Origin of the sequence: Ruminococcoides bili, from assembly GCF_040093295.1 — a bacterium.
GTDB classification, from domain to species: domain Bacteria; phylum Bacillota; class Clostridia; order Oscillospirales; family Acutalibacteraceae; genus Ruminococcoides; species Ruminococcoides intestinale_A.
This window is the reverse complement of the sequence record NZ_JBBNJY010000038.1, coordinates 1-14074: the sequence shown is the minus strand read 5'-3', so window position 1 is coordinate 14074 and position 14074 is coordinate 1. Positions and strand designations below refer to the sequence as shown.

Genomic DNA, 14074 nt, shown 5'->3' with positions numbered 1-14074 from the left:
CATAACTGTATTTTGACATAAAAATACCGACCTCCAAAGTTAGATTTTTTAGGTCTAACTTTTGGGGGTCGGGTCATATGACAAGATGCAGTTTCTGTTAAAATCAGATAGTAATAATTCCGCATTGAGTAAGAATTGATGTTACAAGAATAATGATAAGGCAAATCGGAGCGACATATTTAATTATTACATTAAACAAACCTTTTCTTTTGAAAGCTTCGCCGTTGCGTGTAACTTCATCTGTAATAGTCTTTGGTTTGATAACCCAACCTATAAGAATACAGGTGAAGAACGCTACAATCGGCATAAGAATACTGTTGCTGAAGAAATCGAAGAATGTCAGAATATCCATTCCGAAAATTTTAAAATCAGACCAGATTCCGTTTCCGAGTGATGACGGAATACCCATCAACAAGCAAAGTCCGATTACGATAAGACAGCCAACACATCTGTTTACATGGAATTTGTCCATAAGTGAGGAAACTATAGCTTCCATAATTGAAATGGCACTTGTGATTGCCGCAAAGAATACGAGAATAAAGAACAACAGAGCAACAACATCGCCGCCGGGCATTTGGTCAAATACTTTTGGAAGAGTCATAAACATAAGACCCGGGCCGCTTTTTGAAAGACCTGCCTCCCCGCTGAATACATAAACGGCAGGAATAATCATAAGACCTGCAAGAAGTGCAACGGCAGAGTCAAAAATTTCAATTTGGTTTACAGATTTGGTAAGGTTGATTTCATTCTTTGTGTATGAACCGTAGGTAACCATAATACCCATTGCAAGGCTCATTGAGTAGAAAAGCTGTCCCAAAGCACCTGCAACCGTCATTAAGGAGAATTTGCTGAAATCCGGTACAAGGTAGTAGGCAACGCCGTCAAGCGCACCCGGAAGTGTCAGTGCATAAACCGAAATTCCGATTGTAAGAATAATGAGCATAGGCATCAGAAATTTACTGATTTTTTCAATGCCGTTTTTAACACCTATCAAAATTACGCATACGCTTAATCCCATAAATATAAGAAAGAATACAAGCGGTGACCACGGATTACCGATAAAGTCAGAAAAATAATTATCTCCTGCCGCTTGTGTAGCAAGACCTTGTGCATATACTGTAACATACTTTGTTACCCAACCGCCGATTACACAGTAGTAAGGGCAGATTATGATAGGAACTATAACTGCAAGTACGCCCAAAAAGCCGAATTTGCTGTTGAGCTTTTTATAGGCAAGTACAGGGCTTAACTTTGTTTTTCTTCCGATAGCAATTTCAGCGGTAAGCATTGCAAAACCGAAGGTTACGGCTAATATAAGGTAAACCAAAATAAAAATACCGCCGCCGTACTGTGCGGCAAGATAGGGGAATCGCCAGATGTTTCCGAGGCCTACTGCACTGCCTGCCGCAGCAAATACAAATCCCAGGCCACCGGAAAAGTTACTTCTTTTCTTTTCCATAATAATATATCCCTCATTTAAGAAATTTTTAATTGATTATACCATAATTTTATAAATAAAACAATACATAATGAATATTAATTTTTTTAAAAACAAAATATAAAAAAATTGACAGGCAAAGACTATGGTAAATCTGTTGTCTGTCGGTTAAAGTCAGCTGTTTAATTTTTGTTTGTAATTTTTATATCGTACAATAAAGTATATAATACACTCTATGCATACAAAGACAGTAAATATAATTGAAAGATCTGCAATTATACCGAATGCGGCAATTGCAAATACTGCTCCATAGTTTTTAACTGATTCTTTTACCATTGTAATTTGGTTTTGTACCCATATCCATATAAAAATACTGCTTAGTATATTTGATAAAGTCAGACCGGCTATACAAATACAAAAGTTTTTATATTCCTTTATCAGCACTCCGAAAATAATTGGTATGATAATTTGAACAAACCACATTATTATTGTAAAATATCCGCCTGTATTAATAGGAATATATATACTGAAAATTGATAATGAAAGTATAATACATATGATGAGTTTTATTTTGTTATCTTTAATTATTTCCTTATCCATTGTTTTAATTATTCCTTTATTTCCGTAAAAGGTATGTTATGCTCGGTTGCATATTGTTCTGCATATGAACCTTTTATTCCGTATATGGTTAACTTGCAGCAACCGTCAAAAGCATTGTCTGCTATTGAGGTGCATTTTTCGTAAATATATATTTTTTCTAAACCGGAGCATTTGCTAAAAGCACATTTAGATATTTCTGTAATATTTTTTGATAAATCAATTTGTTTTAGCGAAACACAATTATAAAATGCCCAATAATTGATACGGGTTACTGAATCGGGTATGTTTATTTCTTGTAAAGATGTGCAGTTGTAAAAAGCATCATTGGATATACCGTCGCAAGCGATATTTTCAGGGAGAGTAATCTTTTCCAATGAAGAGCAATCTTGAAATGATAAATCTTCTATTTCAACTGTATTTTCTGAAAATTTTACACTTGTCAGATTTTTGCAATCAGTAACGGATATATCTTTTATTGTGCTTGGAAATTCCAAACTTTTTAAGGCAATTGCATTATGAAAACATCCGTTAACGATTGATTCAATACCTTCTGATATTATGACTTCTTCGACAACTTTATCATTTTCAAACATTCCGGTTCTGTGAACACCCCATAGTGAGCGACTTGAAACATAACCGCCCAAAGCCCGAACTTTATAAAAACAGATTGTAGAGGGAATAACCATTTGTTTTTTAGGATAGTATGCTTTTGTTATGGTAGCGGTATTGTTATTATAATATTTGTCGTTTTCGTACTGAAAACCGCCCCATCTGTGAGTACCCGAAAAACCTTGAGTGATAAAAATAAATATGCAACAGGATACCAACATAATGGCAGCAAGACCTACCAGTAATTTTTTATTTTGCTTTTTCATAACATCACCTACACTTCTTTTATATGCCATTAATATAGCATATAAAAGAATATAATGATAGATGACATTTGTCACTGTTTTTACGATAAAACGGCTCATTTCAATAAATTTAAAATGAGCCGTTAATCTTTTTAAATATAATCATTTTTTACTGCATAAACAGCAAGTTGAGTTCTGTCTTTTAAATTAAGTTTTAAAAGAAGTGCAGAAATATTGTTTCGCACAGTTCCATCCGATAAAAACATAGTTTTAGCAATTTCTTTGTTGCTAAGTCCTTTTGCCACATTGACAAGCAATTCGGTTTCTCTGTTTGTAAGTTTTACTGCGTGAGTATTATTTTTAACAATTTTTTCTTTCAAGCTGTCAAAAACAGTTTTTCCAAAAACATTTATGTCGAGCATTGTGCTTTTTATAGCATTAACTATTTTTGTTTCATCTACATCTTTGAGCACATATCCGTCCGCTCCGCTTGTCAATGCTTTGCTTACTGTGGCTTTATCGTCAAATGTGGTTAATACAAGCACTTTAATATTCGGAAAGTCCTGCTTTATTTTATAAGTAGCACTTGAGCCGTCACAATACGGCATTTGCATATCCATAAGTACAATGTCGGGCTTTTCTGTTTTGCATAAATCATATGCCGAATTTCCGTTACTTGCAAGACCGCATACCTTTATATCTTTGTCCTGTTCAATAATTATCTTTAAACCGTTTCTGAAAATTTCATCATCGTCTGCAATTATAACATTAATCATAATTTATCACCTCCACGGGAATATATGCTTTTACGGAAAATCCGTTACCGGGTAATGAAGAAAACTCAATATTTCCGCCGATAGAATTAATCTTTTCTTTCATTCCTTTAAGTCCGAAATCAGGAACAATTTTATCACAGCCTGTACCGTCGTCAATTATATAAAGTCTGATACAATCCTCTGAAAATTTAAGTATAACTTCAATTTTGTTTGCATTTCCGTGTCTGATTGAATTGGTGACAGCCTCACGAACAACGCTGAAAATTGTGTCGGATGCAAAACCGTGATATGATTTTTCTTCGCCCATTTCAGTAAAATTAATACAGCTGTTTCCTGAATTGTAATTACATATAAAATCTTGTATTCTGGCAGAAATGCTTGATTTTGTATCTGTTTTAATGCCGACAACGCATTTTCTTACATCATTAAGTAATAATTCGGATGCTTGCAAAGCCTTTTTTGTATTTTCATTAGAATTGTTTTTGTCAATCAGCGACAGCTTTAGCAATGTCATAATTGAAACAAGACCGTGACCGACAGAATCGTGAAGTTCCTGCGCAATTCTTGTCTGTTCTTTTTCAACGGCAAGTCGTTTTTCTATTACATTCATCTTAGCAAGCTGTGTATTTGCTTTTGTAAGTTCTTGATTTTTTTCTGACAGTTTTTTATTCAGCATATAATATGTACTTACATCATAAAAAACAAATATTTCGGATACGGTTCTTTTTTCGTTGCAAACGGGCATTTTGCTGATTTCAAAGTATTTGTTTTCCGAAACGGAAACATCTAATGAACCTGAGTTTTTATTCAGTAAATCGCTGAATTTTGAAATATCGCTGTTTGTGATTTCCGCAATACGCATAAATGCTGTAATACAATCTTTATGTAAAATACTGTCATCAAGATTAAAGGCTTTTTTACTGCGTCATTAATATAGGTAATTTTATGTTTTTGATTTGTAACAATTATTCCTTCGTTTATTGAGCTCATAAGATATTTTACGGTAAGCGGGGGAATGGTAATAAATTCGTATTTATAAACAGCTAAAAATATCAGTAAAGAAGTTATTGAAAAAGATACAGGAGTAAAATCATATCTTATTGAAAAAACATCAAGCAAAGAAATTAAGTTGAAAGTAATGGGAATTATTGCCGAAAGCGAAATCAAAAGTATCTGTGGGAAATTCTCTTTAAAAGATTTAATGTTTTTTCCTACCATTAAACAAACAGATATTATCAGCAACAAGTAATTATATGCAACCGTTATGTAAAATCCGTTTCCGCCGATTACTTCGTTGCTCTGATAACTTTTAAAAAATAAATGAAAAATAGGATCTGTGATTTTTAGTAAAAAGAGAATTGTTGACGGAAGAAATACGGCTGATTTAAAAATTTTACTTTTTACTGTAGCGGCTTTTGTGTAATGCAAAGCAAAAATCAAAAACACAGTTCCTATAGTACATACAGAGAAGTAGCCGATATTGCTGAGAATTATTTTTACCGAAAGGTTTGTGGTGAAAATGTCAAAAATATGGCATACTATCCAGTTTATAATTAAAATCTGACAGGCGGTAAAATATCGTGACATCTTTTGACTGTATGAATTTTGTATAAATACAACGGTACTTATAATCGTAAGGCTTAAAGAAACAAGGTTTAAACCAAGGGTAAGTAATGTGTCCATAATAACTCCCTGATACTCTGTAATTTTTTAAATTATAACACGCATAAAATTGAATGGCAACAAAAATTAACCGAATAAAAACAAGCGACAGCATAAACTAACTGTCGCTTAAAAATTTGATTTATATTATGAATGTCGATATTAATCAATAAATTTGATTCTTACACAACATTAAAAATCCCAGTCGGGAACATATTTACGGTCGGCAGAGTCAAGTTCTTGTGTAAATCCGTCAAAGCCGAGCATCATATAGTAATCTTTTACTTTCTGATATTCCCGCCTTGTAATTTTACGGTTAATCTTTTCATATTTATTAGCGTTGCCCATGGGGATATACTGCCCCATAAGGCTGACAAGAATCTGATTGCCATAGTTTTTCTTGAGAATATCAAGAACTTCCATACTGTTCTTTGTGTGTGACGGAAGAATAAGATGTCTTACTATTATGCCTTTCTGCATCATCTGTCGGTCATCAAACTGTGGAAACCCAACCTGAAACAGCATTTCTTTAATTGCTACGGTTGCAGTTTCTACATAGTTTGGTGCGAGTGAATACTTAAGTGCAAGCTCATTATTGCTGTATTTGAAATCAGGAAGATAGATGTCAACTATTCCGTCAAGCATATTTAAGATTTTAGGACTTGTATAACCACTGCAATTATACACAATCGGAATTTTCGGTTTGTAAATTTCAAAACTTTTTACAACTGCAGGCGCAAAATGATCTGCTGTAACAAGATTGATGTTATGAACATTCTGCTCTTCAAGTCGTTTATAACAGTCGGCAAGCTCCTGCGGTGTAATTTCTCTGCCTCTGTGTAAAGAAGAAATTTCGTAATTTTGGCAGTAAACACAACCGAGAGTACAACCGCTGAAAAAAATTGTACCGCTGCCGTTTGCTCCGCTGATGCAAGGCTCTTCACCAAAATGAGGTGCAACTCTCGCTATTACGGGATTTGTTCCCATTCGGCAAAAGCCGCCGCCGCTTGATTCACTTCTTTGTGCATTGCATTTTCTTGGACATAAATTACATATCACTGATATCACCCTAATAAGTTATGATATAAGTATAGCACATCTGCAAGAAAATAGCTATATTAATATGTTTTGAAATCAGTTAAAAAATCTTCTACTATATCGTCAATGTGACATTCCTCAATATCAAGAGAATTGCAAAGAATAACAAGTTTCTTTATCTCCTCCGCATTATCGGACAGGTTGGCATATTGCCTGACAGTTCGCTCTTTGTCAATTACATCAATACCGTAGGAAATATTAGCATTGTTAGAATAAGTATTAATTCTGAACAGTAACATAAAATAAAAGTAACCTTTCTTTGTGAATACCAATCACCCTTAAGCAAGATAATACATCGTTTTACGATAAAAGTCAAGGCAAATACGCACAAAAGTATAGGTATATATTTATCTTTGTATATTTTAACAAAATACAATTTTGTTTTTTATGTAGATTTATTGTAAATTTTTTGTCATTTTTCAGAAACAGAAATAAACAAAAAAGTATAGATTTGTAACCACAAAAATATCATTGATGATTATTATAGTTAAAATGCTATACAAATTTGTTAATTACATAAATAATATTCGGAACAAATGTTTGGAATGTGTTGACTTAGTGAACGCTGTCATATATAATTAAATCAGTTCTGTATTTATTGTTGCCATGCCGTGTTAAATGCAATGATATTTCTTGCGTATAGAACAAGAAAATACTTATTTCCGTTAAATCTGTGTTTTCGGCTGATATGCAGCTTATTACTGATTTTGAAATCCTTTGTGCAACCGTATAAAAATTATTCGATTGCCGAATTTCGTGTCTGTTCATGGGATTTTACAATCAAATGGAGATGACAAATTTGGAAAATATGATTACAGTAAAAAATCTTCGCAAGGAATTTAAGAAAACTATTAAGGAACCGGGAATTAAAGGCAGTATAAAGTCCTTTTTTAACCCAAAATCTGAAATCGTAGAGGCTGTAAAGGATATTTCGTTTACGGCTGAAAAAGGCGAAATACTCGGTTTTATCGGACCTAACGGAGCGGGAAAGTCAACTGTAATAAAAATGCTTACGGGTATTCTTACTCCAACCTCGGGTACTTGCGTTATTAACGGACAGAACCCGCAGGATAACAGGAAAAAATATGTAAAAGAAATCGGTGTGGTATTCGGACAACGCACCCAGCTTTGGTGGGATTTACCGCTTACGGAAACTTATACGGTATTAAAAGAAATTTACGAGGTTGACGACGCTTCGTTTAAAAAGCGAATGGAGTTTTTTAACGAGGTACTCGATTTACAGGATTTTATAAAAAGTCCTGTTCGTACATTATCGCTCGGTCAGCGAATGAGAGCCGATATTGCGGCATCACTGTTGCACAATCCAAAGGTGCTTTTTCTTGACGAGCCGACAATCGGACTTGATGTGGTAGTAAAGGATAACATACGCAAGGCTATTGAAAAAATCAATGCCGAAGAGCATACAACGGTAATTCTTACCACTCATGACCTTGAGGACATTGAGCTGCTTGCAAAAAGAATTGTTATGATAGACAAGGGCAGTAAAGTATTTGACGGCAAGATTACCGAATTAAAAGAAAAGTTCGGACAAATGAGAGAGCTTGCTTTTGTATCCGAAAACCCGAATGTGCTTGAAATGCTTGATTATGCGAACAGTCTTAACCTTACAGGCGATGACCTTGTTGCTGAAAATGACGGCAGTTCTTATAAGATAAGATTTAATTCTTCAGTTGTACCAGTCGGCGATATGCTTTCTTACACACTTTCAAAAGTAAATGTTAAGGACATAAGCGTAAAAGACGCCGATATTGAGGAAATTATCCGTCGCCTTTACAAAAAGGAGGTGGAGGTTGATGCTTAAAAAACTAAGAATGTATCTGCCGTTTGTAAACGCAGGGCTTCAAGAGGCATCTACCTACCGTGCTAACTGGCTTTTTTACATACTTGGTGATGTAATCGGCTGTTTTGTGTCTTTCTTTGTATGGGAGGCAGTGTTTATTTCAAACGGCGGAGAGTCTTTTATGGAATTTGATAAGGGAGATATGATTGTGTATATTTTCCTTACATTTCTTACAGGTCAGATTATAGGCAGCGGTGGTACTTATGACATAGGACAGGAGATTAAAGACGGCACTATCGCTATGAGAATGATAAAGCCGATAAGTTATAATTCAACTTTCCTTTTTCAGGAGCTTGGCAATAAGCTTATGGAAATTGGCATAATTTTTATTCCGCTGGTGGCAGGCGTTGAAATTTACCGTTTTTTCCTTACAGGCTCATTGCAGTTTGATATTGCACAATTTTTGCTTTATTTAGTCTGTTGTGTGTTTGCTTATCTTATTAACTTTTTCTTTAATATCAGTTTTGGTTTTACAGCATTTGTATTTAAAAATCTTTGGGGCTCAAATCTGCTAAAAAATTGTATAGTCGGCTTTTTATCGGGCAGTACGATTCCGCTTGCATTTTTCCCCGAAGTTTTCAGAAATGTTCTTTCTGTACTCCCTTTCGCCTCGCTTTCATACACACCTGTTATGATATATATGGGTATGTATACAGGTTGGGATATAGTTTTTTATCTCGGTTTGCAGATATTTTGGTGCATCGCATTCTGGGGTATGTCAAAACTTATATGGAAAGCGGTTGTAAAGCACCTCTGTGTACAGGGAGGTTGATGTTATGAAAGAATTAAGAAGAGCTATGAAAATGCACCGTATTTTTATTGTTCAGGAACTTAAAAGAATGATGGAATACAAAGGTGACTTTCTTACAGGTGTAATCGGCTTTTTGATAGTACAGGTATTTAATATTCTTTTTCTGAATATTATTTTCAGTCAAATTCCAAATCTTAAGGGCTGGAGTTTCTATGAAATTCTGTTTATTTACGGTTTTTCACTTATCCCTAAGGGAATAGATCATATGTTTTTTGATAACCTTTGGGCAATGGGGCATTGGCTTGTGAGAAAAGGAGATTTTGACAAGTACCTTACTCGTCCGATTAATCCTATGTTTCATGTGATGGCAGAGAAATTTCAGGTTGACGCATTTGGCGAGCTTGTAGTCGGCATAGGACTTATAGTTACAGCTGTGCCTCATATTGCGATTGAATGGAGTTTTTTGAGGGTGTTGCTTACGCTTATCGCAATGTTTTTTGCCTCGTTTATTTATACGGGAATAAAAATTGGTACTGCTGCAATTTCTTTCTGGACCAAGCGCAGCGGAAACATTACATATATGTTCTATATGATGAATGATTTTGTAAAATATCCGGTTGACATCTACAATAATTTTATCCGTAATCTTATAACATATATAATTCCGTTTGCATTCACTTCTTATTTTCCTGCCATGTATTTTATGACAGGAGAAAATCCACTCTTAAACATCGGACTGACTGTTTTTGTTTCCGTTATCGTTATGGCGATTGGTATAGTTATTTGGAATATAGGCATAAAAAATTACGAATCGGCAGGCAGTTGATTTTAACTTATTTTGTCGTAAAAAATCTGATTTTGACTGATTTTTTGGACAGAAAACAATTTTGTTAATTATACACAATAAGCACAGTAAAACTTTGGTTTAATGTGCTTATTTATTTTCTGTAAAAGAAATTAAAACTTTGCAAAATTTGCTAAAATCTAATTACTGATACATAAGGTAAATTGAAAAAAGGAGAGAAAGAAATGTTTTTAAAAAGGACGCTTGCAGTTTTACTTAGCGCTACAATGCTCTTTGGTATGACATCGTTGTCAACAACAGCGGCAACCACAGATACAGAAGCAGTGTCGGCAGGTAATTACTACAATGCAAGTTATCTTGAAAATTATGCAAGCAATGCTTACAACGAACAGAATCTCGGTGCAAACTACAGCAAAAGCTCAACAGAGTTTAAGGTATGGTCACCGGAGGCATCTGCCGTAAAGGTTAAACTCTATGCAACAGGTTCCGATTCCGAATCAGGTGCAGCTGTTCTCGGCACTTATAACCTTAAAAAGAACAGCTCTACAGGTATGTGGTCGGTTACTGTAAACGGTGACCTTAAGAACACATACTATACTTATCTTGTTACCGTAAACGGTACAACAAATGAAACACAGGATGTTTATTCAAAAGCAACAGGTGTAAACGGTAACCGTTCAATGGTTGTTGACCTTGATTCAACAGATCCTGACGGTTGGGACAGCGATAACCATGTTCTTTTCAACAATGCACAGGAGGCAGTTGTATGGGAAGTTCATGTTCGTGACTTCTCAATTTCGGACACTTCGGGCGTCAGTGATGACAATAAAGGTAAATACCTCGCATTTACCGAGGGCGGCACAAAGATTAATTCGGATACAAGCGCAAGCTCTGTATCAACTGCTGCAGATTATCTTGTAAAGTCGGGTATTAACTGCGTTCAGCTAATGCCTGTATATGATTTCGGTTCTGTCGATGAAACAATCACAGGTTCGTCAACAAACAGAAACTGGGGTTATGACCCTGTAAACTACAATGTTCCCGAGGGTTCATATTCTTCTAACCCATATGACGGTAATGTTAGAATCACTGAATTTAAGCAGATGATTCAGGCACTTCATGACAGAGGTATTTCCGTTGTAATGGATGTTGTTTACAACCATACATATGTAACAGAGGGTTCGTGTTTTACAGATACAGTTCCTAACTACTATTACAGAAAAACAAGTTCAAGCGTTTATTCAAACGGTTCGGGCTGCGGTAACGAAACTGCATCCGATAAACTTATGTACAGAAAGTATATGATCGACTCAATTCTCTATTGGGCAAGCGAGTACCACATTGACGGTTTCCGTTTTGACCTTATGGGAATTCACGACATTGCTACTATGAATCTGATTCGTTCAAGTCTTGATAACCTTTATTCGGACGGTTCGGGTAAGAAGATTCTTATGTACGGTGAGCCTTGGACAGGCGGTTCAACCGCAATCAGCGACGGTTGTTTTCAGAGCAAAGCTTCTCAGCTTGATGCAAGAGTAGGTATGTTCTGCGACTCATACCGTGATGCTATTAAGGGTGGTACAAACGATGCATCAACCGGTTTTATTCAGGGTAATAATGGTAAAACTTACACAGTTGTAAACGGTGTAAAGGGTCAGTGCTTCGGTGCAAAAGCTCCTTCACAGACAATTGCTTATGCCGATGCCCACGATAACCTTATTATGTGGGATAAGATGGTGCTTAGTAACGGTAGTAAGGATTGGAACTCTACTTCCTCTTCGCTTACAGATCAGATGAAAGCCACAATGGGACTTCTCATGACTTCACAGGGCATAGTATTTATGACAGCAGGTTCGGAATTCTGCCGTACAAAGCAGGGCGACCACAACAGTTATAAATCAGCCGATTCAATCAATGCCATTGATTGGACTCGTTTAAAGACATATTCTGAAACAGCTGATTATTATAAGGGCCTTCTTAAAATCAGAGAGAATTACACACCGCTCAAGGGAGGTAACTTCTCAACTCCTACATTCCAGTCATCATACGGCAATGTTGTTGCTTATACATATTCCAATAACACAGCCGGCGAGTGGGGCAAGGTTTGCGTACTCGTAAACAGCGGTACACAGGCTTGCACAATCGGTCTTGACGGTAGCGGCTGGACAGTTGTTGCAAACGGCACAAAGGCAGGACTTGAAAGTCTTGGCACAGTTTCGGGCAAATCATATTCTATCCCTGCAAGAAGTACTTGCGTACTTGTTCAGTCATCTACATTCGGTAATCTTCAGAATGCAGAGCCTACATACGGTACACTTAAGGTAAACCATGTTGATGAAAACGGCAATGTTTTAAAGAGCACATCAGCTACTTATAAGACAGGTACAACATACCGTGCTTTACCTGATACAACACTTCTTTATGACTATAATCTTGTTAATACAACAGGCACAACAACAGGTAAAGTTGAAAGCGGCAAGACATACACTGTAACATTTACATACAAATCTTCAGGTATTTCCTCAGGTTACCTTACAGTAAACTATGTAGATGCAAACGGCACAAAGGTTAAAGACTCTGTTAAGAACAAAATGAGAAGCGGAGATGAATACTCTGTAAGTCCTGCAACAATTCAGGGTTATCAGCTTGATACAGATAGTTTCCCTGCAAACACAAGCGGTACTTTCTCGGGTACTGACACAACTATTACATTTAAGTACAAAAAGCTTAATTCTACAAGCACAGTAGTTCACTACAAAAAGCCGTCAAGCTGGTCAGATGTTCGTTGCTATTCATATACAGACGACGGCAAAAATCCGACAGGCGAATGGAATACCGCTACAGTAATGACAAGCGAGGGCGACGGTTGGTACAAATGTACAGTTCCTGCATCTGCTTGCTATGTAATGTTCCACCCAACTTCAAATATCGCTCAGGAGCCGGGGCAGGGTGCAAGCGGTTATGCCGCATCCGGCGAAGTATGGATTAATAACGGCGCTATCACATTTACCGCTACAGTAATTACAAGCCATATTGATATTGCAACAGGCAAAAAGATTGCCTCTGATGTTGTAAGCAAGAAAACAAAGGTTACTTCAAGCGACACATACACAACTTCTGCAGTTGCAGGTAAAAATGTAATTACTCCTTTAAATGCAACAGGCAATTATTCCGCAGGCGTAATCAATGTTGTATATCTTTACGATTCAGGTGAAGTTCCTACAACAGCACCGACTACACAACCTACAACAGCACAGCCGTCAACATCTGCAACAGAAATTCCTTCAACACCGTCTGATAAAGTATTGATAGGCGATGTTGATACAGACGGCAACATTTCAATCAATGATGTATCTGTTATACAGTTATTTATCAGTGAGCAGTCAACATTGACAGATAAACAGCTTATTGCGGCAGATGCAAATGATGACGGCAGCGTTGATGTAATTGACGCTACACTTGTTCAGATGTACTTGGTTTATAATATTGCAGACGGCAGTTTAGTAGGTCAGTATAAGTATATTGTACAGCCTACACAGCCAACAACACAAGCAAGTACAGCGGCACCGACAACACAGCCAACTACAGCACAGCCTACAACTGCAGAACCGACAACAGAGCCTACAACAACTCCAAGCGGTACATACACAGTAACATTTGCAAACTCACTTAACTGGAACGGTACAATTTACTGTTATTATTGGACAAGCGGCAGTCAGGGTGAAGTTGCTTGGCCGGGCACAAAAATGAATTTCGTAGAGAATAATGACCACGGTCAGGCAGTTTATACATTGACTGTTCCGACTTCTTGCGACAGCGTAATCTTTACTAACGGTTCTTCACAGACTGTTGATATTAACACAGGTTCAAAAGACACCAATTACTATGCTAAAACAACAAAGACAGATAAAGGCTATAATGTAGGTACTTGGTGATAATTAAGATATTAATTAAATATTCGATAGTCACGCAGCGGCCCCTCCGATATTTTCGGAGGGATTGCTTTTGGCTTTTTATCGAAAAATTGGAATAAATTATGGTTTAGCGGAGTGTCGGTCGGGCATTGAAATTTAGCTAACGCTAAGTTATCCTCCCAAAAGGCAAAAAAGTTTACTCAATTTTTTCAAAAATTGCAGGTTTGGGCAGCACCCATAAAATCTTCCGATACAACAATTTATCAGGCGCAAACAGCCACGCTGTTTGCCTGCTAAAACTAAGTTTGTAGATCG

Annotated in this window: 12 protein-coding genes; 4 read left to right on the top strand and 8 right to left on the bottom strand. The window is 36.4% G+C overall.

The window, feature by feature from the left end; genetic code table 11:
• Nucleotides 1-103: 103 nt before the first annotated feature.
• The 8 genes from AAAY30_RS09815 to AAAY30_RS09780 all read right to left on the bottom strand — a co-directional run bounded on the left by AAAY30_RS09815 (nucleotide 104) and on the right by AAAY30_RS09780 (nucleotide 6667).
• Nucleotides 104-1459, bottom strand: coding sequence for a sodium-dependent transporter (locus AAAY30_RS09815; RefSeq protein WP_195410882.1), 1356 nt, complete (start codon nucleotides 1457-1459; stop codon nucleotides 104-106).
• Nucleotides 1460-1612: 153 nt separating this feature from the next.
• Complete coding sequence (locus tag AAAY30_RS09810; protein ID WP_022234029.1) at nucleotides 1613-2038, bottom strand: hypothetical protein; 426 nt, start codon at nucleotides 2036-2038, stop codon at nucleotides 1613-1615.
• Nucleotides 2039-2046: 8 nt separating this feature from the next.
• Nucleotides 2047-2913 carry a leucine-rich repeat domain-containing protein gene (locus tag AAAY30_RS09805; RefSeq protein WP_499222359.1) on the bottom strand — a complete coding sequence of 289 codons (867 nt, stop codon included), beginning with the start codon at nucleotides 2911-2913 and terminating at the stop codon, nucleotides 2047-2049.
• 131 nt (nucleotides 2914-3044) lie between these two features.
• Nucleotides 3045-3668 carry a response regulator transcription factor gene (locus AAAY30_RS09800; RefSeq protein WP_302494005.1) on the bottom strand — a complete coding sequence of 208 codons (624 nt, stop codon included), beginning with the start codon at nucleotides 3666-3668 and terminating at the stop codon, nucleotides 3045-3047.
• A complete protein-coding gene (locus AAAY30_RS09795; RefSeq protein ID WP_499215949.1) occupies nucleotides 3661-4530 on the bottom strand; it encodes a sensor histidine kinase in 870 nt (289 codons plus the stop codon). Before AAAY30_RS09795 ends, AAAY30_RS09800 begins: the two co-directional genes overlap by 8 nt.
• Nucleotides 4476-5351 carry a histidine kinase N-terminal 7TM domain-containing protein gene (locus AAAY30_RS09790; RefSeq protein ID WP_484330375.1) on the bottom strand — a complete coding sequence of 292 codons (876 nt, stop codon included), beginning with the start codon at nucleotides 5349-5351 and terminating at the stop codon, nucleotides 4476-4478. The genes AAAY30_RS09795 and AAAY30_RS09790 overlap by 55 nt, the downstream gene beginning before the upstream one ends.
• A 171-nt stretch (nucleotides 5352-5522) precedes the next feature.
• On the bottom strand, nucleotides 5523-6389 hold the full coding sequence (locus AAAY30_RS09785) for a radical SAM protein (protein ID WP_252558339.1): 867 nt from the start codon (nucleotides 6387-6389) through the stop codon (nucleotides 5523-5525).
• Nucleotides 6390-6448: 59 nt separating this feature from the next.
• The gene (locus AAAY30_RS09780) at nucleotides 6449-6667 is read right to left on the bottom strand and encodes a DUF6514 family protein (protein WP_022233950.1); all 219 of its coding nucleotides are present in this window, start codon (nucleotides 6665-6667) and stop codon (nucleotides 6449-6451) included.
• A 569-nt stretch (nucleotides 6668-7236) separates the two neighbouring features.
• Here AAAY30_RS09780 and AAAY30_RS09775 point away from each other — a divergent pair.
• The 4 genes from AAAY30_RS09775 to pulA all read left to right on the top strand — a co-directional run bounded on the left by AAAY30_RS09775 (nucleotide 7237) and on the right by pulA (nucleotide 13780).
• Nucleotides 7237-8250, top strand: coding sequence for an ABC transporter ATP-binding protein (locus tag AAAY30_RS09775; protein WP_195410897.1), 1014 nt, complete (start codon nucleotides 7237-7239; stop codon nucleotides 8248-8250).
• Entirely contained in the window at nucleotides 8243-9061 is an 819-nt protein-coding gene (locus AAAY30_RS09770; protein ID WP_022233948.1) for an ABC transporter permease, read from the top strand. The genes AAAY30_RS09775 and AAAY30_RS09770 overlap by 8 nt, the downstream gene beginning before the upstream one ends.
• A gap of 4 nt (nucleotides 9062-9065) precedes the next feature.
• Nucleotides 9066-9866: an ABC transporter permease gene (locus tag AAAY30_RS09765; protein WP_022233947.1), complete on the top strand. Its 801-nt coding sequence runs from the start codon at nucleotides 9066-9068 to the stop codon at nucleotides 9864-9866.
• 203 nt (nucleotides 9867-10069) lie between these two features.
• Nucleotides 10070-13780: a type I pullulanase gene (pulA, locus tag AAAY30_RS09760; protein ID WP_499215950.1), complete on the top strand. Its 3711-nt coding sequence runs from the start codon at nucleotides 10070-10072 to the stop codon at nucleotides 13778-13780.
• Nucleotides 13781-14074: the final 294 nt, after the last annotated feature.